This is a genomic window from Pseudoflavonifractor sp. MCC625, assembly GCF_018784545.1.
GTDB classification, from domain to species: Bacteria; Bacillota; Clostridia; order Oscillospirales; family Oscillospiraceae; genus Pseudoflavonifractor_A; species Pseudoflavonifractor_A gallinarum.
On the sequence record NZ_WQOJ01000005.1, the window covers coordinates 102911 to 126661 of the forward strand.

Here is a 23751-nt window from a genome sequence, read left to right on the forward strand (position 1 = left end):
GGGGATAACTGGAGTTAATGTGGAGAATATCATTTATAGCATCCTGTATTCGATCCTGACCGCCAACTGCCCATACAGAAGCATAATCACGGGGGTGATTAGCACCACTAGTAATATACTGAACATCTTGAGTATGATCTTTAGGTTTAATTTTATAATAAGGCCAAGTTTTCTTAAAGCCTTACCCATCCATTAGTTTTATGGAGAAAATAAGCGATAAACCAAAGATCATCTTTGCCCTCACAAAGTATAATAGATCTCATACTCGTAACTCCATCTCAAACTCGGATCGATCTCTGATGGCCTCTTTACCAGTCCGAACTATAGCCCTAGTTTTATGTTCATTTGCTTCTTTTCTTAGAGTAATAATTCGTATATCATCCATAGTCTCAACGCAACAGTTTTCCAATATTGCATCTATAGCTTCGGCGCTGTGAGTAGTTACAAATGCTTGTATATTAAAACGCCTACACGCATTTATGAACCAAGAAAAGATCTCTTGAAAAGCCGATATATTAATGGCATTGTCAATTTCGTCGATTAATAAGATTCCATTTTGATTGCCTGCAAGTAAGGCCGTTAATAACACAGCTTTTTGTAAACCAGCACCATAAGAAAATAGAGGCAAAGTGCCAGAAATAGCATTATGGAGATAAATATCCTCACCAACAATACTAATATCTTCTACATTAGGATCAAACGACCGAATGATGTCCAAAATTTCTTTTTTCTGCTCATTTATAATAGAATCAGACAGAAGTTTGATACAACTCCTATAATACGAAACACCAGAATGAAGGTATGTGCCATGAAATAATGGTTCTGATGAAGACTCAAAACTCTCAATAATGCTATTTTTTATATTATGACTGATATATACCGGCTTTTTATCTTCTTGTATAACTTTAATTGTTAACGAAAAAATTTTATCCGATCCGCCAGCACTATCGGTTAATTCTCCTATGTCTCCACCCGCCTCATATTTATATGATATATTATCTATCACCGTCTCGAAGGCTAAGGAGTAATGGGATTTTCCATCAGTTTCTGTCTCTTTTACAAAAATCGAGGAAAAGTATTCGACCGACTTTATTTTACGCATTGTGACAGGAGTCCGAAGAAAGGCAACTTGCATTAAAGTACCAATGTTATAGGGTTGAGATATAAGCCTAATTGCTTCTAAGATACTAGTTTTCCCACTGTTATTGGCTCCAATTAACACATTGATACGTGAGAGGTGATCAAGATCTAATGCTCTAATCCCTCTAAACATTGAAATGTTTAATTTTGAAATCAATGGTTCCATTTGACACCTCCCGCTATCTTCTTCACCCTAGTTATTTTATCCAAGTATAAATCCTATTGAAGAAAAAAACAACAAATATAATAATTTTTCTCTCTACAATTATTATAAAAGCGTTATGGCAAGTCAGTAGAACATTGTAGTCAAATAGGCTTTACGGATGGCTTTAACATATTTCTACTCCACATTATAGACATACTGATAAAATACATTCATCACCAGAAAGGAGATGAATGTATGTCAACCAAATACTCAGCAGAATTCAAAAAGCAAACCATTCAGCGCTACGAAAAGGGGGTATCAATCAAAATACTGAGTCAGGAATTAGACATTTCACAAAGCACTATCTACCAATGGCGCAAGCAGTACTGTTCCATCCAAACGCCCAACCGCACTTATACTCCAGCGGAGTTTGATACTGTCACAAGACACTTAACAAAGCTGGAACACGAAATGGAGATCATCAAAGCGTCTGGTTACCTCAGCCGCGTGCCACTTCAGGAAAAGTTGGTTACATTGGAAGGGATCTACACACAAGAGAATAATCCATACAGTGTATATGAGTTGTGTGAAGCATTGGATGTTGCACGCGGAACATTCTATAATCACATCTTCCGTCGTGCAGACCGCAGTAAACGAGAAAAGGAGCAGCAAGAACTGATGCTGAAAGTACAGCAGATTTTTGATGATAATCAGCAGCGATTTGGTGCTGAAAAAATCAGGGCAGTTTTAGCACAAAACGGGATACGTGTTAGTACGAAACGAATCTCAGCAATTATGCGTGAGTTGGATCTTCACAGCATTCGCACAGATGCGAAAAAGCAGTACAAAAAGCGGCAACAATATGCAAAACGCAATTTACTCGAAAGAGAGTTTACTGCGGAGCATCCAAACCAAATATGGGTCAGTGATATTACTTACTTTAAAGTCAACAGCTATTGGGTATATTTCTGTATGATTTTGGATCTCTATTCCCGAAAGATTGTGGGTTACAAAGTATCGCGTAATGCCAGTACAAACTTAGTTACTACCACGTTTCGAAATGCTTATCAGGAGCGCGGCAAACCCAGAAATCTGACATTCCATAGTGATCGTGGAACGCAGTACACATCTGCTGCTTTCACAAAACTTCTTCAAAAGTACGGTGTCAAACAGTCCTTTTCCGCTACTGGCCGCCCTCACGACAATGCAGTTGCTGAATCCTTTTTTGCCACATTCAAAAAAGAAGAGGCATACCGCAGAGAGTATACCTCAGAACGAAGTTTTTACAAGAGTGTTGAGGAATTTGTTCGATACTACAATGAAGATCGTCCTCACCAAACGCTAAAGTATCAGACACCGCAAGCTTTTGAAGAAAAGTATTATACCGGTTCTATTGAAAACGAGTGTTCAAATAGCGTCACAGAGCAAAAATAATACTTCTGCATTTTATGATTTTCAAAAAGCCATAGCTAAAATATAAGAAAAGGAAAGCCTTGTGTATCAAGGCTTTCCAAAAATGAGAAGTCCGCTTTTCGATAAAAATGTTCGAAAAGCGGACTTCGTTCATATGGAGGCGCCACCCAGAATCGAACTGGGGAATAAAGCTTTTGCAGAGCTCTGCCTTACCGCTTGGCTATGGCGCCATATGGAGAACAGCGGAACTGTTCTCTTTTGTATGTACTTTCGTACATGGAGCAGGTGACGAGGCTCGAACTCGCTACCTCCACCTTGGCAAGGTGGCGCTCTACCAGATGAGCTACACCTGCATCGTGCAGACCCTTTCGGGACCCTCTGAGATACGATATGTATCTCAGAGGGTTTTGGTGCCTCCGGCCGGAATCGAACCAGCGACACGGGGATTTTCAGTCCCCTGCTCTACCAACTGAGCTACAGAGGCATATGGCGACGCGGAAGGGACTTGAACCCTCGACCTCCGGCGTGACAGGCCGGCGTTCTAACCAACTGAACTACCGCGCCATACTGGTGGGAACAACAGGGCTCGAACCTGTGACATCATGCTTGTAAGGCATGCGCTCTCCCAGCTGAGCTATGCTCCCTCATTCATTCTCTTTCGCTGTCGTGTCTCACACGACGGATGTTATTATAGCAGGCTTTCCCCGAGATGTCAACCACTTTTTTCATATTTTTTTGAAGGCCTTTTTACAGGCCGCCGGGCCGGGTAAAAATCCCGTCCGGCGGCCTGTCCGGTCAGATCTCGGAGAGCAGTTTCTCCAGATCCTCCCGGCTGTAATGATAGACCTCATCGCAGAACTGGCAGGTGAGCTCCGCACTCCCCTGCTCCTCCAGCAGGGCAGTCAGCTCCTCCCGTCCCATGCTGATCAGGGCGCGGCTGACCCGCTCCCGGCTGCAATAGCAGCGGTACTCCACTGGAGACTCCTCCAGGACCTCCAGCTCGAAATCGCTCAGGACCCGGCGGACCAGCTCCAGCGCGGAGATGCCCTCCTTCAGCGCCGTGGTGACCGGCCCCACCGCATGGACGCCCCGCTCGATCTTGCTGATGACCTCGTCATCCGCGCCGGGCAGGAGCTGGATCAGATATCCGCCCGCGCACAGTACGCTCTGGTCGGTGTCCACCAGCACGCCCAAGGCGCAGGCCGAGGGGATCTGCTCGCTCTCCGCGAAATAGGCGGTGATGTCGTCCGCGATCTCCCCCGACAGCAGGCCGATGCTGCCCACATAGGGCTCTTTCAGGCCGATATCCTTGATGACGGTCAGCGTGCCGTCCACGCCCACCGCCTGGCCCACGTCCAGCTTGCCCGGGACCTTCTCCATCAGCTCCACTTCACCGTTCTGGACATAGCCACGGACATTTCCCTCGCTGTCCGACGTGACCGTGATAGAGCCCAGCGGTCCGCCGCCCTTGATCTGCAAGGTGACGGTGCCGTGCTCCTCCTTGAGCTGATTGCCCATCATGGAGCAGCCCATCAGCGCCCGGCCCAGGGCAGCGGTCGCCACCGGCAGGGTCTTATGGATCTGCCGGGAGCGCTCCACCAGGTCCCGCGCTGAAATGGCACTGGCCTTGATCGGTGCGTCTTTGGCCAGCACCCGTACAATTTGATCTGACATATTCCTTATAATTCCTTTCGTGCCACAAAGAAGATCCGCTCTTCCCCTGCCCGGGGCCGGCGCATGATCCGCTCTCCATAGCGTGTGATCTTCCGGAACCCGGCGGCACGGAGCATCTCCTCCAGCTCGTCGGGCTCATAGGCATATTCCTCGTGGAGCTCTTCGCCCCGCTCCCAGAGGCCGTCCTCCGTCCGGCAGAAGAGATCCATGGCGTAGGTGCAGATCCTTCTCCGCTTGGAGTACTCCGCCCGCCAGACGCAGTAGGTGTCCTCTGTCTCGTCCAAAAAGACCTGTCCGTCCAGCCCACGCAGCTTCTCGGGCGTGTTGATGTCAAAGATGAACATGCCCCCCGGCATCAGGAAGAGATGGACCCGCTCAAAGGCCTTGCGCAGCAGCGCCGGACGGGTGACATAGTTCACGCTGTCCAGGCAGCACACGCAGGCGTCGATGGTCCCGTAGAGGTCCAGCCGGTCCATGGACTGATGGAGGAAAATGGGCCGCTCGGCCACTTCCTGCTCCACGCCCTTTTCATTGGCCTGGGCCAGCATCTCCTCCGAGAGATCCACGCCGATCATCTCATAGCCCCGGCGGGCAAGCTCCCAGGTGAGACTGCCCGTGCCGCAGGCCAGATCCAATACCGTATGGATCCCGATCCCGGCACGGGCAAAATGCTTCTCCAGATAGTCAGCCCACTGGGCGTATTTCACATCGGTGGTCAGCTCGTCATAGCACCCGGCCAAAAACTCATAGCTGGCCATTGGCTTTCAGCTTCTCCTTGACGCGGGGAAGAACGGTCTGATAGCCGTCCGCGCCATACTGGAGCGAGCGGTTCACACGGCTGATGGTGGCGCTGCTGGCGCCGGTGCGCTCCAGAATGTCGTTGTAGATCATTCCGTCGCTGAGAAGCAGCGCCACTTCAAAGCGCTGCTCCATGGCGCGCAGCTCCGCCATGGTGCACAGGTCGGAGAAGAACTTTTTGCATTCATCCAGATCCTTGAGAGACAAAATGGTCTCATAAAGCAGGTCTCCCTGCTCCTTTTTCATGTTTTTAGGCAAAACGGTTACCTCCCGCTTTTTTAAGCTTGCCCCGTACCGGATCGGCTCAACAACAGGGCCATATGTATTTTACCAAAGTGAATCGGCAAAGTAAACAGGTTTTCCGATTTTTTTCACAGAAACACCTTTTAACATCTCCTCCCATATACTGCGTACAGAGTTTGTTTGAATGAGAAAAGGGGGCCTGACCCATGACTTCCATATCCATCCACGGCGGACAGATCCCCATACAGCCCAGCCGCTTTGTGCAGCAGCTGAAGCTGAATGGCGCGCCCGTCCTGCGCATCTCCTGCTGCCTGCCCCGCCTGGTGAGCGACAGCCGGGGCGCGCGCAGGATCAACCGCTACTACCGCCAGCTCTCCGACGCCTGGCGAAGCCGCTGGACCGGTGTCCTCTATACCCGGGCCTGCGCCGCCCAGAAGGCCGCCCTGGCGGAGGGGGCCTCCTTTTCCCCGTGGGAGGCCACATTGGACTATACCCTCACCCTGCAAACTCCGGAAGTCCTCAGTCTGACCTGGCAGGTGGAGGAGAAGCGGTCCGGGGTCCAACGCGCCCAGCAGCACGGGGATACCTGGTCCCTCCTGGATGGGTCTCCCCTTCCCCTGCGCGGCTTCCTGCCGGGGGGACGCCGCTGGAAGCATCGGCTGCTGGAAGAAATTTCGAATCAAATGGCCGCCCGGACCGCCTCGGGTGAGCCCTTCCGCCCCGATTCTGCAGCCATGCTGCGCCGGTATTTTCAGCCGGAGCAGTTCTTTCTCACCCCGGAAGGAGTGACCGTCTGGTTCGCGCCGGACACCCTCGCAGCCCCCTCGGCCGGCGCCCCGCGCTTTTTCTTTTCTGCTGCTGTCACGAAAAAATAAGGTGATTTTTTCGACTTTTACGCCTTGTCATCCCAGAAAAAACGCGATATAATATCACCGCTGTTTTGGGGACAACGTCCGCAGGCAGCGACGTTTGCGCGCGGGAAAAGGCCAATGCGCGAATCCCCGCGGCAGGAGGCTCATTATGGTCAAAGCAATTGTTGGCGCAAACTGGGGCGACGAGGGTAAGGGAAAAATCACCGACCTCTTTGCCGAAAAGTCCGACGTGGTCATCCGCTTTCAGGGCGGTGCCAATGCCGGCCACACCATCATCTGCGACTACGGTAAATTCGCCCTGCATCAGCTCCCCTCGGGCGTCTTTTACCCCCACACCACCAACATCATCGGAAACGGCGTGGCGCTGAATGTCCCCGCGTTTCTCAAGGAACTCAAGACCCTGGAGGACGGCGGCGTCCCCGCTCCCCACGTGATCGTGGATCAGCGCACCCAGCTGCTCATGTCCTACCACATTCTGCTGGACACCTATGAGGAGGAGCGCCTGGCCGGAAAGGCCTTTGGCTCCACCAAGTCCGGCATTGCCCCCTTCTACTCGGACAAATATGCCAAGATCGGCATTCAGGTGGCCGATCTCTACGACGAGGCCCGCCTGAAGGAGCAGCTGGAGCACATCTGCACCCTGAAAAACGTGCTCATGGAGCACCTCTATCACAAGCCCCTCCTGGATCCCAACGCCCTCTTTGAAGAGCTGATGGGCTATCGGGATGGCCTCAAGCCCTATGTGGGCGACGCGGTGACCTATGTCCACCAGGCCCTGGCCGAGGGCAAGGAGATCCTGCTGGAGGGCCAGCTGGGCTCCATGAAGGACCCCAACCTGGGCATCTGCCCCATGACCACCTCCTCCCACACCCTGGCCGGCTTCGGCACGGTGGGCGGCGCGGTGCCTCCCACGGCCATCCGCGACGTGGTGGTGGTCACCAAGGCCTACTCCTCCTCCGTGGGCGCGGGCGCTTTCGTCAGCGAGATCTTCGGCGAGGAGGCCGAGGAGATGCGCCGCCGGGGCGGCGATGCCGGCGAGTACGGCGCCACCACCGGCCGTCCCCGTCGTGTGGGCTGGTTTGACGCTGTGGCCACCAAGTACGGCTGCATGGTCCAGGGTGCCACCCAGGTGGTCCTGACCGCCATCGACTGCCTGGGCTACCTGGATGAGATCAAGGTCTGCACCGGCTATGAGATCGACGGCAAGGTCACCACGGATTTCCCCGTGCCCGCTCTGCTGGAGAAGGCTAAGCCCGTGTACGAAACGCTGCCCGGCTGGAAGTGCGATATGCGGGGCATCACCGATTACAGCCAGTTCCCCCAGGCCGCCAAGGACTATGTGGACTTCCTGGAGCGCCACATCGGCTACCCCATCTCCATTGTCTCCACCGGCCCCAAGCGCCACGAGATCGCCCTGCGCAAGTAATCAAAACGCGAGGATCAAAAAGGCAGACAGCCTGTGGCTGTCTGCCTTTTTATGCGTGTCGAAAAACTTCGACACGCTTCTCAAAAATGCAAGCATTTTTTCGAGGGGATACAGCCGCCTGCGGGCGGCAAAACTCTGCCGAGGGCTTTTTTGAAGACCGTTACAGCCAGCTGTCCTCGATCTCGTGCTTTTTGGCCCGGGTCATCAGCTCGGTAATGACTTTACGGGGGTCCTTCCCCTCATAGAGAACGGAGTAGGCCGCCTCGGTAATGGGCATCTCCACCCCCATCTTCTCGGCCAGCTCCTTTCCGGTGGCGGTGGCGTAGTAACCCTCCACCACCGCGCCGATCTGCTGGATGGCCTCCTGCACCGGGACGCCCTGCCCGATCAGAATGCCGCAGCGGCGGTTGCGGGAGTGCATGGAGGTACAGGTGACGATCAGGTCGCCCACGCCGGTGAGGCCCGCAAAGGTCTCCTTCCGGCCGCCCATGGCCACGCCCAGGCGGGCGATCTCGGTAAGTCCCCGGGTCATCAGGGCCGCCTTGGTGTTGTCGCCGAATCCCATGCCGTCGCAGCAGCCGGCGCACAGGGCGATGATGTTCTTGAGGGCGGCGCCCAGCTCCACGCCCACGATGTCGGGAGAGGTATAGACCCGGAAGCGCTCGTTCATGAAGAGATCCTGCACCAACTCGGCGGCCTTCTGGTTCCGGGAGGCGGATACCACCGCCGTGGGCACCTTCCGCCCCACCTCCTCCGCGTGGGAGGGACCGCACAGGGCCACCACCGGATGGTCCGGCCCCAGCTCCTGCTCGATGGCGTCGGTGAGGGTCAGGGAGGTGTCCTTCTCAATGCCCTTGGACACCGATACCACCACGGTTCCGGGGTCCAGGACTCCCTTCAGGCTCCGGGCGGTGGTCCGCACCGCAAAGGACGGGGTGGCAAGGACCACCATGGCGCATCCGCGGACGCAGTTCAGGTCGCTGGTCAGCGCCAGCTCCCGGGGCAGAGGCACGCCCTTGAGCATGGGATTCTCGCCCGTCTCCCGCAGGACGCGGGACTCGGCCTCCTGATAGGACCAGAGCGTGACCTCATTTCCGTTTTCCAGCAGCACCATGGCCAGAGCCGTGCCCCAGCCGCCGCTGCCCAATACCGCCGTCTTCATTGGGACCCCTCCTTCTTTTTATGCAGGCTGAATTTGGACTCGTTTCCCTGGATCAGACGCTGGATGTTCCCCCGGTGCTTCCAGAGGATCAGTCCGCCGATCAGCGCGGCCAGCAGGGTGAGCGCCACACTGTGGTACACAAACCAGGTGGCGAAGGGGAAGCTGGCCCCCGCCCAGCAGGAGCCCAAGGACACATACTTGGTGAGGATGGCCAGGATCAGGAATCCCCCCCAGACCACCAGCGCAATACGCCAGTCCATCATGATGGCGATGGCGCCGCCGGAGAGGATGCCCTTTCCCCCTTTGAACCCAAACATACAGGGGAACATGTGTCCCAGCAGGCACCACAGGCCCGCCCAGTACTTGGCCCCCACCGACAGGCCTGGCCAGCCCACCAGCCACACGGCGAAGAGGGCCAGGCAGATGGCCACGATGGCCTTCACCACATCGGAGAGGATGACCACCAGCGTCAGCTTTCCGCCAAAGACCCGGTGGAAATTGGTCAGGCCCGCGTTGCCGCTGCCGTGATTTCGCACGTCGTTGTGCAGGATATACTTGGACACGATGATCGCTCCGTTGGAGCAGCCCAGGAAGTAGGAGAACACCGCGATGACCACCGCCAGAACGGCCAGCAGGATGGGGTTGGGCAGAGCGTTCATGGCCCAGTCCGGCCCGCCGTTGACCAGCGCGCGAAAGGAGTCCAGCATCCCTTACCCCTCCTTGTCGCTCTTCTGCCGGATGGTGAGACGCACGGGCGTTCCCTCCAGGCCGAACGTGTTGCGGATCTGGTTCTCCAGATAGCGCTGGTAGGAGAAGTGGAAGAGCTTTGCGTCGTTGCAGAAGCAGACAAAGTGGGGCGGACGCACCCCCACCTGGGTCATATAGAAGACCTTCAGGCGGCGGCCCTTGTCGCTGGGGGGCTGCACCCGGGCGGTGGCGTCGGCCAGGAGGGTGTTGAGCATACCGGTGGTGATGCGCATGGCCGCCTGGTCGTTGACATAGTTGATGAGCTCAAAGAGGCGGGGGACCCGCTGGCCGGTCAGGGCCGAGATAAAGAGGATGGGCGCATAGGGCATGTAGGAGAGATCCCGGCGGACCTCCTCCCGCATATGGTCCATGGTCTTGTCGTCCTTCTCCACGGCGTCCCACTTGTTGACCACGATGATGCAGGCCTTGCCCGCCTCGTGGGCCAGACCCGCCACCTTGGTGTCCTGCTCGGTGACGCCCTCGTTGGCGTCGATCAGGATGAGGCACACGTCGCTGCGCTCAATGGCCATGGTGGCCCGCAGGACGGAGAACTTCTCGATGGGATCGTCCACCTTGGACTTCTTCCGCATGCCGGCGGTGTCGATAAGCAGGTACTTGCCCTTGTCATTCTCAAAGTAGCTGTCCACCGCGTCCCGGGTGGTGCCCGCCATGTTGGAGACGATGACCCGCTGCTCGCCCAGGATGCGGTTCACCAGGCTGGACTTGCCCACGTTGGGCTTGCCGATGATGGCCACCTTGATGACGTCGTCGTCCAGCTCCTCTTCCTCCTCGGGGGGGAAGTACTCAAAGCAGGCGTCCAGCAGGTCGCCGGTGCCGTGGCCGTGGACGGCCGAGACCGGGATGGGATCGCCCAGACCCAGGTTGTAGAACTCATAGATGTCCGGGTTGGTGTGGCCCACCTGGTCCATCTTGTTGATGGCCAGGACCACCGGCTTGCCCGACTTCAGGAGCATCTTGGCCACCTCGTGGTCGGAGGCGGTGAGTCCGGTCTTGATGTCGCACACGAAGATGATGACCGTGGCGTTCTGGATGGCGATCTCCGCCTGGGCGCGCATGAAGGCCAGGATCTCGTTGTCGGTGCCCGGCTCGATGCCGCCAGTGTCCACGATATTGAATTTGCGGTTGCGCCACTCACACTCGGCGTACAGCCGGTCCCGGGTGACGCCGGGGGTATCCTCCACAATGGACAGCCGCTGTCCGCACAGCTTATTGAACAGCATGGACTTGCCCACGTTGGGCCGGCCCACGATGGCGACTAACGGTTTCATTTCGGCTCACACTCCTCTTCCGTCCGCCGTCTGCGCGGCGGGTTATAGCGGTAATAGTCTTCCGTATCGGTCGGGAAGGCATCCCCCTCCCCGTCGGTTTCCTCATAGGCGTCGTCCCAGGAGTCCTCGTCTTCCTCGTCCTCGCAGGAGACCCACTCCACGGCGCCGCCGTCGTCCCAGTCCACGTCAAAGAGAGCATCCAGCAGCGCGCCGCCGTCCTGCTCCACGGGGACCACCGTCACGTGCAGGGCCTCCTCCACCGCCTCGATGGTGGTGTCGTCCAGGAACACGTTCTCTTCATGGCGGAGCATGTTCACCGGGATGAGCAGCCGCTCCCCCAGGGTCTGGTCCCGGAGCTGTTCGATCAGGTCCCTTCCGGTCACCAGTCCGGCCACATTGATATTCTCTCCAAAGAAGTGGTTCACGATGGGGACTACCTGGCCCTGGAGGCCGGGGCATTTCCCGCGGGCCTCCTCCACCAGTTTCTCAATGGTGGGGGCGGCCGCCAGTCCGGTGGCGATGGTAAAGGAGGAGGGCTCCTCGTCCCCCTCCACGCTGAGAAGGGCGGCATGGAACTCACTCTCCAGCAGGCGCAGCATGCCCACGCCGTTTTCCAGCTGGACAAAGCGCTCAAAGCTCTCCTCGTCGGGGAGGGGACGGCCCGCCTTCAGATAGAACTCGTCGGAGCACCAGACCATCCGGGTCCCCCGCTCGGCCAGAGAGCGGGCGGCAAAGGCCTCCACCTGGTCGATGACCGCGGCCGCGCCCTCAGGCGTATAGGGCTCCAGCTGACACAGGCCCTCCCGGAACTTGGTCAGGCCAACCGGCACCACCGCCACGCTGTTCACCCCCGGCCAGAGGGCGGAGAGCTCCTCCATGGTCTGCTGGAGGGCGGGGCCGTCGTTGATGCCCGGGCAGGCCACTACCTGACAGTTCATGGTGATGCCCGCCCCGGCAAAGCGCCGCATGATGTCCAGACACTCCCCGGCCCGGCAGTTTTTCAGCAGCTGCCGGCGCAGCTCCGGGTCGGTGGCGTGGACCGAGATGTTGATGGGGCTGACCCGCAGGTCGATGATGCGCTGGATCTCCCGCTCGGACAGGTTGGTCAGCGTGATATAATTCCCCATCAGGAAGGAGAGCCGGGCGTCGTCATCCTTAAAATACAGCGTCTCTCGCATGTTGGGGGGCATCTGGTCCACAAAGCAGAAGATACAGTTGTTGGCGCAGGAGCGGGCCTTATCCATCAGATAGGTCTCAAAATTGAGCCCCAGATCCTCGCCCACGTTCTTCTCCAGGGAGACCGTCCGCTCCGTTCCGTCCGCCGCCCGGAGCACCAGCTCCAGGCTGGGGTCATAGGTATAGAATTTGTAGTCCAGCACATCCACGATGGCGTGTCCGTTTACCTGCGTGACCGTCTCACCCGGGCGCAGGCCCGCCCGGTGGGCCGGACTGCCCGGATCGATGCTCTGGATCTTTGTCAGGCTCATAGCGCTCCCTCACTCTCCCCCGCCGCCGGACCGCCCAGCGGCCCAACGGTGAAGGGGACATATATAGATACATTGTAATACAGACCCGGAAAAGCCGCAAGTACTCTCTGGTGTGATCTTCCATTTCCGGGCAAAAAGAAAGAGGGGACACTTCCCCTCTCCTCTTTTCAGGCTATTTACTTCGCCTCGGCCACAGCCTCGGTCTTGCCGAACTCATGGCCGTTGTAGCTCAGGCAGGACTTGCACATCCGATGCGGGAGCCGGAACGCACCGCACTTGGGGCAGGTGGTGATGCCGGGGGTCTCCAGCTTCCAAACGGAGCTACGGCGCTTGTTACGGCGCTGCTTGGACACTTTACTCTTAGGGACTGCCATTTATGACACCTCCTTAGGTCAATGCCCTGGCCGGGCAATATTTCTCAGTCATCAGACTCTTTATCCAACAGCTGTGCGAGGACAGCAAAACGTGGATCAACTTCAGCCCTGCACTGGCAGGGGCCGTCGTTCAGATTGGCGCCGCACTTGGGGCACAGCCCCTTGCACTCCTCCGAACAGACGTGCTTGGGTTCCATTGCGAGGACCAGATCGGTGGTGAAGACCTCTTCCAGGTCCAGCTCTCCGCCGTCCAGCAGCAGGATGTCGTCGTTCTCCTCATCCTCCAGCGTCTCGGCCAGCAGGTGCTCCACCGGGAGGACCAGTTCCTCCGAGAAGGGCTTGAGGCAGCGGTCACAGACCACCTCCAGCGTGGTATGGGCCTCCCCCTCCAGCACCAGAGCCCCGGCCTGATTGCGGACCTGGCCGGAGACCTCCACCGGATGGGCGAAGGGCTTGCTTCCGAAAAAGTCCAGCTCAGAGAGCTCCAATTGGAAGGAGAAGGGCACGCTGGCGCCCGGCTGATGGATGATGTCGCGGAGATTCAGTCGCATGGCACACCTCTCACAATGTCACAGCAGACATTATAACGAATACTACGGATATTGTCAAATACTTTTTCGCAAAAAATCCGTATTTTTTCATAGGACGGTAAGCTGTACTACTTTACGCCCGCCGTCCCGTATATCATAGCACATTCTTTTGGGGGAATGCAACCCCCAAAGGTGTACGAAGAACCTTTGCGCTCAGGGGGATTTTATGCTATACTCGTACCAATTGCAAGACCACCGGGCCCCTCTCCGGCCCGCTACTGTGAGGATCACCTATGAAAGAGTTTACCATCGGCAAGAATGACGCGGGTCAGCGGCTGGACCGCTGGCTGGCCAAGACCCTTCCCCTCCTCCCCGCTCCCCTGGCCCAGAAGTACATCCGCCTCAAGCGGGTGAAGGTCAACGGAAAGGGCTCCAAGCGGGACGTCCGTCTCCAGGTGGGGGATCTCCTTCAACTATATATCAATGACGAGTTCTTTGACGCCCCCACGCCGGAGAATGCCTTTCTCTCGGTGTTCAAGCCCCATCTGGACCTGGTCTATGAGGACGAAAACCTTCTTCTGGTCAACAAGCGTCCCGGCCTGGTGGTCCACCCGGATGAGCATGAGCGGGTCAACACCCTCATCACCCACATCCAGGCCTACCTTTATCAAAAGAAGGAGTGGAGCCCCTATTGGGAAAACTCCTTCGCCCCCGCCCTGTGCAACCGCATCGACCGGAACACCGGCGGCATCGTCATTGCCGCCAAGAACGCCGAGACCCTGCGCATCATGAACCAGAAGATCAAGGACCGGGAGCTCTCCAAGTACTATCTGGCCATTATCCACGGCAGGATGAACCCGCCCAGCGGCAAACTGGAGGGCTTCATCCTCAAGGATGAGAGCAAGAAGCAGGTCCGGGTCTTTGACCACCCCATCCCGGGTGGAAAGACGGCCGCCACGGTCTACAAGACCTTAAAGGTGAAGGGAGGGCTCTCCCTGGTGGAGTGCGACCTGCTCACCGGCCGGACCCACCAGATCCGCGCCCAGTTTGCCGCCGCAGGCCACCCCCTCCTGGGGGACGGCAAGTACGGCCGGGAGCGGGACAACAAGCAGTACGGGCGCTCCTTCCAGGCCCTTTACTCCTACCGGCTCTCCTTTGACTTCACCACCGACGGGGGGATTCTGGAGTATCTCAACGGCCGCTCCTTCCAGGTGGAGCACGTGGACTTTGTGGACGAGTACTTTGGAGACAAGTGAACACACTTTATCCATTCTGTTCCACCAGCTTCCGCCCCAGGTAAAGACTCTGAAAAAAATGTCGATTCATATTGACATTTCCCACAGAAACAGATATAGTTGTCTCGACACAAAGGGGCGTACCCATTCGCCGGATGGGTACGCCTCTATTTCGACTGAAATGGGGGAGGATACATGGCTAAGGAGCTGATCCGCCTGTCCGACTGCTTTGTCCAGTTTGACGACGACATCATCTTGGATCACATCAATCTCTACATCAATGACAAAGAATTTTTGACACTGCTGGGTCCCAGCGGCTGCGGCAAAACGACGACCCTGCGCCTCATCGGCGGGTTTTTGAAACCCACTTCCGGAGAGGTGCTTTTTGACGGTGCCAAAATCAATGATGTGCCCCCCCACAAGCGGGCGGTCAACACGGTGTTCCAGAAGTACGCCCTCTTCCCGCACCTGAACGTCTTTGAAAATATCGCGTTCGGCCTGCGCATCCCCAAGACCGAATCGGACGGAAAGAAGCAGCGGAAGATCAAGCTGTCCGAGGAAGAGATCCAGCGCCGTGTCATGGAGATGCTCGAGGTGGTCAACCTCAAGGGATTCGAGAAACGCTCCATTGCCTCCCTTTCCGGCGGCCAGCAGCAGCGCGTTTCCATCGCCCGCGCCCTGGTCAACCAGCCCAAGGTCCTCCTCCTGGACGAGCCTCTGGGCGCCCTGGACCTGCGTCTGCGCAAGGACATGCAGAACGAGCTCAAGCGCATCCAGCAGCAGATGGGCATCACCTTTATCTATGTCACCCACGATCAGGAAGAGGCTCTCGCCATGTCCGACACCGTGGTGGTCATGGACGGCGGCAAGATCCAGCAGATCGGCACCCCCGAGGACATCTATAACGAGCCCAAAAACGCCTTTGTGGCCGACTTCATCGGCGAGTCCAACATCATCGACGGCATCATGCGCGCCGACGGCGTGGTGGAGATCTTCAACCGGAAGTTCCAGTGCCTGGACAAGGGCTTTGCAAAGGACGAGCCGGTGGATGTGGTCATCCGCCCCGAGGACATCGACATCGTCCCCGAGAGCGAGGGCCAGCTCCGCGGCACCGTGACCAACGTGACCTTCAAGGGCGTCCACTACGACATCATCGTGGATTTCTACGGATTCAAGTGGCTCATCCAGACCACCGATTTCTGCCCGGTGGGCGCCGTGATCGGAATCAAGATCGATCCCGACGGCATCCATGTCATGAAGAAGAGTCAGTACTCCGGCATGTTCGGCGATTACAGCTCTTACAGTGAGGAGTACGAGGAGATCAGCGACGCGGACTATGATCCTGACGCCGAGGAGGAGCAGGAGGAAGGCGATGAAGAATAGGCTCTCCCTTCTGGCCGGCCCCTATGTGGTGTGGATGGCCCTCTTCGTGGTCGCCCCCATTTTCCTGGTGGTCATTTATGCCTTCTCCAGCGCGGGAGGCGGCTTTACCCTGGATAACTTCACCAAGATGAGCACCTACTGGGTGGTGTTCGTCCGCTCCTTCGAGCTGGCGCTCATCGCTACCTTTATCTGCCTGCTCATCGGCTACCCCCTGGCCTACATCATGGCCAAGGAGGGCCCCGGCTTTCAGCGGATCGCCATGGTCCTCATCATGCTCCCCATGTGGATGAACTTCCTGCTGCGCACCTACGCCTGGATGTCCATCCTGGAGAATACGGGTCTCCTCAATCAGTTCTTCCAGGCGGTGGGCATCATCGATCTGGGCAATCTGATCAACGGCTGGCTCAACAATCTGTGTGCCGGGCTCAACGACCTTCTGGGTCTCTCCCTCAACACCGCCCGGGACACCAACATGGAATACTTCAAGATGATCAACACCTCCGGGGCGGTGGTGCTGGGCATGGTGTACAACTATCTGCCCTTCATGGTCCTCCCCATCTACTCGGTCATCATGAAGCTGGACCACTCCCTGCTGGAGGCCGCCCGGGACCTAGGCGCCAGCACTGGCCGGGTCTTCCGGAAGGTCATCTTCCCCCTCAGCCTGCCCGGCGTGCTCTCCGGCATCACGATGGTGTTCGTACCCTCGGTGTCCACCTTTGCCATCTCCCGCCTGCTGGGCGGCGGCAACGAGCTGCTGCTGGGCGACCTCATCGAGCGGCAGTTCCTGGGCTCCGCCTACAACGCCCAGCTGGGCTCCGCCATCTCCCTGGTCATGATGCTGGTGGTACTGATCTGTATGTATGTGATGAATCGCTTCGGTGAGGGCGAGGAACAGGCGGTGATGCTATGAAACAGCGCAGCTCCATCCTGGACCGCCTGTTCATGGGCCTGGTCTTCTTCTTCCTGTACGCCCCCATCTTCCTGCTCATCATCTTCTCCTTCAACGACTCCAAGAGCCGCACCGTGTGGCAGGGCTTCACCCTGGATTGGTACGTGGAGCTCTTTCAGGACAGCGCTATCATGAGCTCCATCTACACCACCCTGCTGGTCTCGGTGATCGCCACGGTGGTGGCCACGGTGGCCGGTACCTTTGCCGCCATCGGCTTCTACAACATGCGCCGGCGCTGGCGCAACCCCCTCATCACCATCAACAACATCCCCATGATGAGTGCGGAGATCGTGATGGGCGTGTCCCTGTGCCTCTTCTTCGTGGCCGCCTTCGGCCTCTTCGGTACGGCGGCCCAGTGGCTCAACAACACCCTGGGCACCAACCTCCCCACCCGGTATTATCTGGGCTTCCCCACCCTGCTGATTGCCCACATCACCTTCAATACCCCCTATGTGGTGCTGGCGGTGATGCCCAAGCTCCAGCAGATGGACAAGCACCTGGTGGAGGCCGCTCAGGACCTGGGTTGCACCTGGCGCCAGGCCTTCTGGAAGGTCATTATCCCCGAGATCAAGCCCGGCATCGTCAACGGTATGCTCATCGCCTTTACCATGAGCGTGGATGACTTTGTCATCAGCTACTTCACAGCCGGCTCCTCGACTTCCACCCTGGCCATGACCATCTACGGCATGACCAAAAAGCGCATCAGCCCCAAGATCAACGCCGTGTCCACCCTGCTCTTTGTGACCGTGCTGATCCTGCTGGTGATCGTCAATGTGCGCGAGGCGCACCAGGCCAAGGCCAAGAATGCCGCCCGGTCCTGATTTCCCCGTTCTCCCGGCCGCGGTATGGCCCTGAGATAAATCTACCCACACTGGAGGAATGATCAATTGAAAAAGAAGCTTGCCTTGACGCTGACCCTCACTGTAACCACCGCCCTGCTGGCCGGATGCTCCGGCGGCGGGAACTCCGCAGACGCCCGGGTGGTCAATGTGTGCGGCTGGGGCGAGAATATCGAGCCCGAACTGATCGACCAGTTCGAAGAAGAGACCGGTATCAAGGTCAACTATCAGACCGCTGAGAGCAACGAGGCCATGTACGCCCTCATCAAGAACGGCGGCGCCAACTATGACGTCATCGTTCCCTCGGACTACATGATCTCCCAGATGATCGAAGAGGATATGCTGGCCGAACTCAACTTCGACAACATTCCCAACTTCTCTCTCGTGGATGACCGGTTCAAGAATCTGAGTTATGACCCGGAGAACAAGTACACTGTCCCCTACACCTGGGGCACTCTGGGTATTATCTATAACTCTGATGTGGTGAAAGAGGACGTGACCAGCTGGGACATCATGTTTGATCCCGCCTATGCCGGTCAGACCGCGATGATCAACAATCCCCGGGACGCTCTGGGCATCGCGCTGATGAAGCTGGGCTACTCCATCAACACCACGGATGAGAACGAGATCCGGGAGGCCTATCAGCTCATCGCCGATGCCAAGAACAACGGCGTGTACCAGGGCTTCTTCATGGACGAGATCTATGACAAGATGGAGGGCGGCGAGACCTCCGTGTGCACCTACTACGCCGGCGACTATCTGGTCATGTATGAGAACAACCCCAGCCTGCGCTGGGCCGTGCCCGAGAATGGCTCCAACTGGTTTGTGGACGCCATGTGCGTACTGAAGGACGCTGAGCACAAGGAGGAGGCCGAGGCCTGGATCAACTTCATCACCTCCACCGAGGCCTCTCTGGCGAACATGGACTTCATCTGGTACGCCACCCCCAACAAGGAGGCGCTGGAGCAGTATCCCGCCTACTATGAGGAGCAGAACGGCGAGCCTCTGGACCCCGCCCTGTACGAGGTCATGGCCGCGCCCCAGGAGGTCCTGGACAAGTGTGAGTCCTACCTGGGCCTCCCCGAAGAGACCCGCACCCTGTATAACGACCTGTGGAATGAGCTGGGCATCTGATCGTCCTCTCCTTCCTGCTGAAAGCCGCCGTCTCCCGCAAACGGGAGACGGCGGCTTTTTCTTTCCTCGCGCCTTGCAAAGGGTGGCGAAACCGTGTACAATATTTGGTAATGATAAGGAGTGTGATGTTTTATGTCGCTTCAAATCGGCTGTAAGGGCCGTGCCGAGACCGTTGTCACCATGGAGAACACCGCCGCCGCCGTGGGCAGCGGCCTCCTCCCCGTCTTTGCCACTCCCTCCATGGTGGCGCTGATGGAAAATGCCGCGGTCAACGCCTGTGAGGGCGGTCTGGAAGAGGGCCAGGGCAGTGTGGGGACCTGCCTGAACATTACCCATGACGCCGCCACCCCCATCGGCCAGAAGGTCTACGCCGAGGCCGAGCTCACCGCGATCGACGGCCGGAAGCTCACCTTTTCCGTCCGCGCCTATGACGAGGCAGGCCCCATCGGCGGCGGGACCCATGAGCGGTTCCTCATTATGAATGAGCGCTTTCTCGCCAAGGCCCAGAGCCGGGGAGGGAACTGACCATGTCCATTCAGCAGTGCCGCACGTTCTTCCGTACCCTGGGCCGGGAGGAGGACATTCTGGAATTTGACGTCTCCAGTGCCACGGTGGAGCTGGCCGCCCAGGCGGTGGGCGTGGCGCCCGCCCGGATCGCCAAGACCCTCTCCTTCCTGGTGGACGGCAAGTGCGTGCTCCTGGTCTGTGCCGGCGACGCCAAGGTGGATAACACCAAGTTCAAAGCCCAGTTCCACACCAAGGCCAAAATGCTCACCCCGGAGCAGGTGGAGGCCTTCACCGGCCACGCGGTGGGCGGTGTGTGCCCCTTCGGCATTACCAACCCCGATGTCACCACCTATCTGGACCGCTCCCTCCAGCGGTTTGAGACGGTCTATCCCGCCGCGGGCAGCGCCAATTCCGCCATCCAGCTGACCTGCGAGGAGCTGGCCGAGTACGCCCACAGCGCGGGCTGGGTGGATCTGTGCAAAAATTGGGAGGGCGCTCCCACCGAGTGAGCGCGGAGTATCTTCCCTTTTGACACATACTAACCGCAACCCCTTCGCTGGTTTTACGGATGCATGAAAGGATGTCGTACCATGGTTGATACGCTGAAACGGGCCAGAGTCAGTTTTCTCCTGGCCTCCGTCCTCTATGTGATCCTCGGTCTGGTCCTTTTGATCTGGCCGGGTGTGGGCGGCGTGGCCCTGTGCCGCCTTCTGGGTGCTGCTCTGCTCCTCTACGGGCTGGTGAACATCGTCGGGTTCCTCCTCCGGGACCGGGAGATGGGCGGCTTCCGTCTGGAGCTCCTCTTCGGCATCATCGCCGCCGCCACCGGACTCTTCTTTCTTCTCCAGCCGCTGGCCGTCTTTTCCATCCTCTCCATGGTCATGGGCGTGTATGTGATCATTGACAGTCTGGTGGCCCTGAACCGGGTCCGCGCCCTCTATCGGATGGAATATCCCTACTGGTGGGTCTCCCTCCTGCTGACGATCCTGGGCGTCGTCCTGGGTGCGGTCCTCCTGTGGCGGCCCTTTGTGGCGGTGGAGGCAGTGGCCATGCTCATCGGCGCCGTGTTCCTCTTCCTGGGCCTTGCCGATCTGTGGTCCATCTGGAAGCTCTCCCGGCTGACGAAGGCCCTGCGGGAGACCCTCCCCATCGAAGTGGACCCCATTGATCTGGAGTAAGCTATCCCCTATCCCCCACAAAAAAATCACCCCGAATCCGGCGCGTCTGCCCGGGTTCGGGGTGATTTGTTCTGCTATGACAGTTTCTTCGGCGGGGTATAGAAGCTCACCTGTCCGCGCCCGGCGCGCTTGGACTGATAGAGGGCCTGGTCCGCCTTGCGCAGCAGATCGTCAAACTCCTGTCCGTCTTTCGGGTAGAAGGCCACGCCGATGCTGCAGCTGATCTCCAGCGGCTCCCGCGCGCAGGCGATTTGAAGGTGCTGGCGGCAGAGCTGCTTGAGCTTTTCCCGGACAAAGGTGGGATCTCCCATATTCTTCATTACCACCAGGAACTCATCCCCGCCAAACCGGGACACGATGTCGTCCGGCCGGAACAGGCGGCGGATGCTCTGTCCAAAGGCGGTGAGGATCTGGTCTCCCGCCTCATGTCCCATGGTGTCATTGAGGCTCTTGAAGTGATCGATGTCCATAAAGGCCACGGTCAGCGGGGTGTGGGTGTTCTTCCCCTCCAGCAGCAGCTCCTCAAAGAGGATATGAGCGCCCGCCCGGTTGTAGAGCTGGGTCAGGGCGTCCGTATTGGCCCGCTTCTGGCACTCGGTGGCCTCCCGCTTGATGCGGTTGATGTTGGTCAGCTTCCCCACATAGCCCAGCTCCCGCGTCCGGTCCCGGTGGTCCAGAATCACATGGAGGACCAGGTGGAACCAGGGCCGTGTCCCGTCCGGCAGGGGCAGGCGCAGGTCCATCTCCATCTCCGGCACCGCCCAGGTCAGCCGGTTCCGGCACTGAATGAGGGCCTCATACTCCTCCGGGTAGAAGGTACGGGCCGAGGGGCGGTATTTGCTGTACTCGCTGATGTAAGCGGGCACCTGGAAGACACGGCAGAATTTTTCGCTGAACTCCATGGAGTCGAAGAGCTGATTGTAGGTAAAGACCATGTCCTCGGAGAGCTCGGCAATGATGCGGTACTTCTCCTGCTCCAGCAGGAAGAGGGTCTGGGCCTCGCTGCGCTGGCCGCTCTCCTTCTCCTCCTGCACAGGGCTTGCCGCAGCGGGCTCCGCCGGGGCGGCCACACGGGCCTTGGGGCGCTCCTCCGGCGGCTCCTCGGCCGCCTCCCCGCTCACCTCCGCGATCAGCCGGACAGCCACCCGGCGCAGGGAGGCCAGGATCTTGGGGTTGAAGGCGCCGCACTCCCCTTCCAGGATCATCCGGACGGCCTCCTCCGCGGCATAGGCCGGCTTATAGACCCGTCGGCTCACCAGCGCCTCGTAGACGTCCGCAATGGACACCGCCTGGACCCAGATGGGGATCTCCTCCCCCTTGAGTCCGTCCGGATAGCCCTCGCCGTCCCACCGCTCATGGTGGTGCCGGCAGATCTCATAAAAATACCGCTGCACCCGCTCACCCTGGGGGAAGGTGATGTGCCGCACCAGCTCCCCGCCGTAGATCGTGTGGGCCTTCATGCGCTCAAACTCGTCCGCCGTCAGCCGCCCGTCCTTGGTCAGGATGTTTTCGGGCACGGCGATCTTGCCGATGTCGTGCATGATGGAGAGCTCGGATATGGCATCCGTCTGCTCCTGGGTCAGTCCATACTCGGGATAGTGCTCCATCACATCCAGAAGCAGCAGCCGGGTGACCTGCCGGATGCGGCGGACATGAAAGCCCGAGTCGCAGTTGCGAAACTCAATGGCCGCGCTCAGGGCCTCCATGATGGATTTGTTGGTCTGGCGCAGCCGCTCCTCCTGCTCCCGGATGCGGGCGGTCTGCTCCAGCACCACGCGCTCCAGCTCAAACCGGTGGCGATAGAGCTCCACCATATTGGCCACCCGGCGCTTGACCACCTCGGGCTTGAGGGGACGGACCAGAATATCCGCCACACCCAGCTCATAGCCCCGGGCCATGGTCTCGTCCGACTCCTCCTCGGTCACCAGGAAGACCGGGATATTGTTCAGCCATCCCTTACTCTGCATGATCTGCAGTACATCCAGCCCATCGATCCCGGGCATTCCCTCATCCAGGAGAATGGCTGCCAGCTGTGTAAAATAGGTCTCTGTCATCTGGAGGGCTTCGTTTCCATCGGCGGCCTCAATGACCTCATATGCTGAAGCAAGTACCTTACGCAGTGCCACACGATGCTCCGCACAGTCATCCACCAGCAGAACCGTTGTTCTCTCCCGCAACTCACTCACGCCCTTTTCTTCCATCCGGCAAACCGGATCTATGGAAAGGTAAGAATATCCATTTGTTTTATTGTATCTTACTTTTCCTCGTTAGACAAGAAGAAACTGCCCATTTGACCTCTTTCGATGAAAAAAGACTTCCTCTCCGCGGAGAGGAAGTCTTTTGAAGCGTGTCGAAAAATTTCGACACGCTTCTCAAAAATGCAGGCATTTTTTCGAGGGGAGGCAGCCCGCTGCGCGCACTCGCTGGCGCTCGCACACTTGCGGTCTGAGGCGTGTGTTTTCCGCCGTGCGCGCCGCCGGAAAACACGATTTCAACCTTCTTCGACCGCCTGTTGACAATTGACTAGGGTGTCATTCCCAGACCTGCATCCCTTCATCCAGCACGCTGCGCCGGTGGAAGAGGGCAAAATCCGGCGCCGCCTCAGGGCACTCGCTGCGGATGGCAGACACGATGAGCTCCGGGTTGAGGCCCGGGTTCTGGGCCCGGAGGATCAGGTCCAGCGTCACGCTGTCCCGGCGCTCCTCCACAGTGGCCTTGTGAATCAGGGGGATGAGGTCCACCTCGGTAAAGCCGCTCTTGGCCTTCTTGGAGCGCTTGCGCACCACCAGGCTCTCCCGGGAGAGGAGCTCCTGAATGGCGGTGTCCGCGCCGAAGGGGGCCCCTGCCTCATACTCCAGCGTCACGATATAGTTGACATAGGCCAGCTCCTTTACGGCCCGCTGGGCCTCGTAGCAGCGCTTGACCTCGATTCCCGCGGGCAGGACGGCGTTCATCCGCTCGGGGACCCGCTCCAGGTCGGGATTTTCTCCCAGAATCTGGCACTCCAGCACCTCGCACACGCTGGAGTAGCCCACCGACAGGGGCAGCGGGATGGACACGAACGCGTGGGGATGGAAGCCCTCCGTATGCTTGATGGGAATATCCGCCCGGAGGAAGGCCCGCTGGAAGGTGCGCATCAGGTCCAGATGGGAGATAAATTTGGCTGTATCCAATTTGGAAAAGGCCAGTCTATGGGTCGTCATAGGCCGATCCACTCCTTTATTCC

23 protein-coding genes and 5 tRNA genes are annotated in these 23751 nt (G+C 58.1%); 11 read left to right on the forward strand and 17 right to left on the reverse strand.

Annotation, left to right across the window (positions count from 1 at the left end):
* Positions 1-259: 259 nt before the first annotated feature.
* Positions 260-1306: an ATP-binding protein gene (locus GPK94_RS01005; protein WP_215653969.1), complete on the reverse strand. Its 1047-nt coding sequence runs from the start codon at positions 1304-1306 to the stop codon at positions 260-262.
* 234 nt (positions 1307-1540) lie between these two features.
* On the opposite strand from GPK94_RS01005, the gene GPK94_RS01010 reads away from it, so the two are divergent.
* Complete coding sequence (locus GPK94_RS01010) at positions 1541-2719, forward strand: IS3 family transposase (protein ID WP_215653970.1); 1179 nt, start codon at positions 1541-1543, stop codon at positions 2717-2719.
* Between the two features lie 134 nt (positions 2720-2853).
* Here GPK94_RS01010 and GPK94_RS01015 read toward each other — a convergent pair.
* The 8 genes from GPK94_RS01015 to GPK94_RS01050 all read right to left on the reverse strand — a co-directional run bounded on the left by GPK94_RS01015 (position 2854) and on the right by GPK94_RS01050 (position 5428).
* Positions 2854-2928: transfer RNA gene (locus GPK94_RS01015), tRNA-Cys, on the reverse strand.
* Positions 2929-2975: 47 nt separating this feature from the next.
* Positions 2976-3051: transfer RNA gene (locus tag GPK94_RS01020), tRNA-Gly, on the reverse strand.
* 55 nt (positions 3052-3106) lie between these two features.
* Positions 3107-3182 (reverse strand) — tRNA-Phe (locus tag GPK94_RS01025).
* Positions 3183-3185: 3 nt separating this feature from the next.
* A tRNA-Asp gene (locus GPK94_RS01030) sits at positions 3186-3262 on the reverse strand.
* A gap of 4 nt (positions 3263-3266) precedes the next feature.
* A tRNA-Val gene (locus GPK94_RS01035) sits at positions 3267-3342 on the reverse strand.
* Between the two features lie 151 nt (positions 3343-3493).
* On the reverse strand, positions 3494-4372 hold the full coding sequence (hslO, locus tag GPK94_RS01040; protein ID WP_215653973.1) for an Hsp33 family molecular chaperone HslO: 879 nt from the start codon (positions 4370-4372) through the stop codon (positions 3494-3496).
* Between the two features lie 5 nt (positions 4373-4377).
* Positions 4378-5130 (reverse strand): class I SAM-dependent methyltransferase, encoded by a 753-nt coding sequence (locus GPK94_RS01045; protein WP_101692947.1) that lies wholly within the window; start codon positions 5128-5130, stop codon positions 4378-4380.
* Positions 5117-5428, reverse strand: coding sequence for a YerC/YecD family TrpR-related protein (locus tag GPK94_RS01050; RefSeq protein ID WP_101692946.1), 312 nt, complete (start codon positions 5426-5428; stop codon positions 5117-5119). The genes GPK94_RS01045 and GPK94_RS01050 overlap by 14 nt, the downstream gene beginning before the upstream one ends.
* Before the next feature lie 191 nt (positions 5429-5619).
* On the opposite strand from GPK94_RS01050, the gene GPK94_RS01055 reads away from it, so the two are divergent.
* Entirely contained in the window at positions 5620-6288 is a 669-nt protein-coding gene (locus GPK94_RS01055) for an RsiV family protein (RefSeq protein WP_215653975.1), read from the forward strand.
* Positions 6289-6433: 145 nt separating this feature from the next.
* On the forward strand, positions 6434-7711 hold the full coding sequence (locus GPK94_RS01060) for an adenylosuccinate synthase (RefSeq protein ID WP_101692944.1): 1278 nt from the start codon (positions 6434-6436) through the stop codon (positions 7709-7711).
* Positions 7712-7871: 160 nt separating this feature from the next.
* Here the strand turns inward: GPK94_RS01060 and GPK94_RS01065 are convergent, their stop codons facing one another.
* The 6 genes from GPK94_RS01065 to GPK94_RS01090 all read right to left on the reverse strand — a co-directional run bounded on the left by GPK94_RS01065 (position 7872) and on the right by GPK94_RS01090 (position 13321).
* Positions 7872-8873, reverse strand: coding sequence for an NAD(P)H-dependent glycerol-3-phosphate dehydrogenase (locus tag GPK94_RS01065; RefSeq protein WP_101692943.1), 1002 nt, complete (start codon positions 8871-8873; stop codon positions 7872-7874).
* Positions 8870-9580, reverse strand: a complete 711-nt coding sequence (locus GPK94_RS01070; RefSeq protein WP_101692942.1) for a glycerol-3-phosphate acyltransferase — start codon at positions 9578-9580, stop codon at positions 8870-8872. Before GPK94_RS01070 ends, GPK94_RS01065 begins: the two co-directional genes overlap by 4 nt.
* 3 nt (positions 9581-9583) lie before the next feature.
* Positions 9584-10909, reverse strand: coding sequence for a ribosome biogenesis GTPase Der (gene der, locus GPK94_RS01075; RefSeq protein WP_101692941.1), 1326 nt, complete (start codon positions 10907-10909; stop codon positions 9584-9586).
* Positions 10906-12396 carry a DUF512 domain-containing protein gene (locus GPK94_RS01080; RefSeq protein ID WP_215653977.1) on the reverse strand — a complete coding sequence of 497 codons (1491 nt, stop codon included), beginning with the start codon at positions 12394-12396 and terminating at the stop codon, positions 10906-10908. Before GPK94_RS01080 ends, der begins: the two co-directional genes overlap by 4 nt.
* A gap of 176 nt (positions 12397-12572) precedes the next feature.
* On the reverse strand, positions 12573-12770 hold the full coding sequence (gene rpmF, locus GPK94_RS01085) for a 50S ribosomal protein L32 (RefSeq protein ID WP_101692939.1): 198 nt from the start codon (positions 12768-12770) through the stop codon (positions 12573-12575).
* Between the two features lie 44 nt (positions 12771-12814).
* Positions 12815-13321: a DUF177 domain-containing protein gene (locus GPK94_RS01090; protein ID WP_101692938.1), complete on the reverse strand. Its 507-nt coding sequence runs from the start codon at positions 13319-13321 to the stop codon at positions 12815-12817.
* Between the two features lie 272 nt (positions 13322-13593).
* Here GPK94_RS01090 and GPK94_RS01095 point away from each other — a divergent pair, with 272 nt between their 5' ends.
* The 8 genes from GPK94_RS01095 to GPK94_RS01130 all read left to right on the forward strand — a co-directional run bounded on the left by GPK94_RS01095 (position 13594) and on the right by GPK94_RS01130 (position 20525).
* Positions 13594-14556 carry an RluA family pseudouridine synthase gene (locus GPK94_RS01095; protein ID WP_215653979.1) on the forward strand — a complete coding sequence of 321 codons (963 nt, stop codon included), beginning with the start codon at positions 13594-13596 and terminating at the stop codon, positions 14554-14556.
* A gap of 174 nt (positions 14557-14730) precedes the next feature.
* On the forward strand, positions 14731-15918 hold the full coding sequence (locus GPK94_RS01100; RefSeq protein WP_101692936.1) for an ABC transporter ATP-binding protein: 1188 nt from the start codon (positions 14731-14733) through the stop codon (positions 15916-15918).
* Positions 15908-16828: an ABC transporter permease gene (locus tag GPK94_RS01105; RefSeq protein WP_101692935.1), complete on the forward strand. Its 921-nt coding sequence runs from the start codon at positions 15908-15910 to the stop codon at positions 16826-16828. Before GPK94_RS01100 ends, GPK94_RS01105 begins: the two co-directional genes overlap by 11 nt.
* Positions 16825-17688, forward strand: a complete 864-nt coding sequence (locus GPK94_RS01110) for an ABC transporter permease (protein WP_101692934.1) — start codon at positions 16825-16827, stop codon at positions 17686-17688. The genes GPK94_RS01105 and GPK94_RS01110 overlap by 4 nt, the downstream gene beginning before the upstream one ends.
* 66 nt (positions 17689-17754) lie before the next feature.
* Positions 17755-18840 carry a spermidine/putrescine ABC transporter substrate-binding protein gene (locus GPK94_RS01115; protein ID WP_215653980.1) on the forward strand — a complete coding sequence of 362 codons (1086 nt, stop codon included), beginning with the start codon at positions 17755-17757 and terminating at the stop codon, positions 18838-18840.
* Between the two features lie 132 nt (positions 18841-18972).
* The gene (locus GPK94_RS01120) at positions 18973-19365 is read left to right on the forward strand and encodes a thioesterase family protein (protein WP_101692932.1); all 393 of its coding nucleotides are present in this window, start codon (positions 18973-18975) and stop codon (positions 19363-19365) included.
* Positions 19366-19367: 2 nt separating this feature from the next.
* Complete coding sequence (locus GPK94_RS01125; RefSeq protein ID WP_215653983.1) at positions 19368-19856, forward strand: YbaK/EbsC family protein; 489 nt, start codon at positions 19368-19370, stop codon at positions 19854-19856.
* An 81-nt stretch (positions 19857-19937) separates the two neighbouring features.
* Positions 19938-20525 carry a DUF308 domain-containing protein gene (locus GPK94_RS01130; RefSeq protein ID WP_215653985.1) on the forward strand — a complete coding sequence of 196 codons (588 nt, stop codon included), beginning with the start codon at positions 19938-19940 and terminating at the stop codon, positions 20523-20525.
* 74 nt (positions 20526-20599) lie between these two features.
* Here the strand turns inward: GPK94_RS01130 and GPK94_RS01135 are convergent, their stop codons facing one another.
* Both GPK94_RS01135 and GPK94_RS01140 read right to left on the reverse strand, forming a co-directional pair.
* A complete protein-coding gene (locus tag GPK94_RS01135) occupies positions 20600-22711 on the reverse strand; it encodes a diguanylate cyclase (protein WP_215653988.1) in 2112 nt (703 codons plus the stop codon).
* A 345-nt stretch (positions 22712-23056) separates the two neighbouring features.
* Entirely contained in the window at positions 23057-23728 is a 672-nt protein-coding gene (locus tag GPK94_RS01140; protein WP_101692928.1) for a TIGR03936 family radical SAM-associated protein, read from the reverse strand.
* Between the last annotated feature and the right edge of the window lie 23 nt (positions 23729-23751).

Bases quoted from the DNA above. Each gene is read 5' to 3' on its own strand.
- GPK94_RS01005 (WP_215653969.1), bottom strand. From the start codon at position 1,306: ATGGAACCATTGATTTCAAAATTAAACATTTCAATGTTTAGAGGGATT.
- GPK94_RS01010 (WP_215653970.1), top strand. From the start codon at position 1,541: ATGTCAACCAAATACTCAGCAGAATTCAAAAAGCAAACCATTCAGCGC.
- hslO (WP_215653973.1), bottom strand. From the start codon at position 4,372: ATGTCAGATCAAATTGTACGGGTGCTGGCCAAAGACGCACCGATCAAG.
- GPK94_RS01045 (WP_101692947.1), bottom strand. From the start codon at position 5,130: ATGGCCAGCTATGAGTTTTTGGCCGGGTGCTATGACGAGCTGACCACC.
- GPK94_RS01055 (WP_215653975.1), top strand. From the start codon at position 5,620: ATGACTTCCATATCCATCCACGGCGGACAGATCCCCATACAGCCCAGC.
- GPK94_RS01060 (WP_101692944.1), top strand. From the start codon at position 6,434: ATGGTCAAAGCAATTGTTGGCGCAAACTGGGGCGACGAGGGTAAGGGA.
- GPK94_RS01065 (WP_101692943.1), bottom strand. From the start codon at position 8,873: ATGAAGACGGCGGTATTGGGCAGCGGCGGCTGGGGCACGGCTCTGGCC.
- GPK94_RS01070 (WP_101692942.1), bottom strand. From the start codon at position 9,580: ATGCTGGACTCCTTTCGCGCGCTGGTCAACGGCGGGCCGGACTGGGCC.
- der (WP_101692941.1), bottom strand. From the start codon at position 10,909: ATGAAACCGTTAGTCGCCATCGTGGGCCGGCCCAACGTGGGCAAGTCC.
- GPK94_RS01080 (WP_215653977.1), bottom strand. From the start codon at position 12,396: ATGAGCCTGACAAAGATCCAGAGCATCGATCCGGGCAGTCCGGCCCAC.
- rpmF (WP_101692939.1), bottom strand. From the start codon at position 12,770: ATGGCAGTCCCTAAGAGTAAAGTGTCCAAGCAGCGCCGTAACAAGCGC.
- GPK94_RS01090 (WP_101692938.1), bottom strand. From the start codon at position 13,321: ATGCGACTGAATCTCCGCGACATCATCCATCAGCCGGGCGCCAGCGTG.
- GPK94_RS01095 (WP_215653979.1), top strand. From the start codon at position 13,594: ATGAAAGAGTTTACCATCGGCAAGAATGACGCGGGTCAGCGGCTGGAC.
- GPK94_RS01100 (WP_101692936.1), top strand. From the start codon at position 14,731: ATGGCTAAGGAGCTGATCCGCCTGTCCGACTGCTTTGTCCAGTTTGAC.
- GPK94_RS01105 (WP_101692935.1), top strand. From the start codon at position 15,908: ATGAAGAATAGGCTCTCCCTTCTGGCCGGCCCCTATGTGGTGTGGATG.
- GPK94_RS01110 (WP_101692934.1), top strand. From the start codon at position 16,825: ATGAAACAGCGCAGCTCCATCCTGGACCGCCTGTTCATGGGCCTGGTC.
- GPK94_RS01120 (WP_101692932.1), top strand. From the start codon at position 18,973: ATGTCGCTTCAAATCGGCTGTAAGGGCCGTGCCGAGACCGTTGTCACC.
- GPK94_RS01125 (WP_215653983.1), top strand. From the start codon at position 19,368: ATGTCCATTCAGCAGTGCCGCACGTTCTTCCGTACCCTGGGCCGGGAG.
- GPK94_RS01130 (WP_215653985.1), top strand. From the start codon at position 19,938: ATGGTTGATACGCTGAAACGGGCCAGAGTCAGTTTTCTCCTGGCCTCC.
- GPK94_RS01140 (WP_101692928.1), bottom strand. From the start codon at position 23,728: ATGACGACCCATAGACTGGCCTTTTCCAAATTGGATACAGCCAAATTT.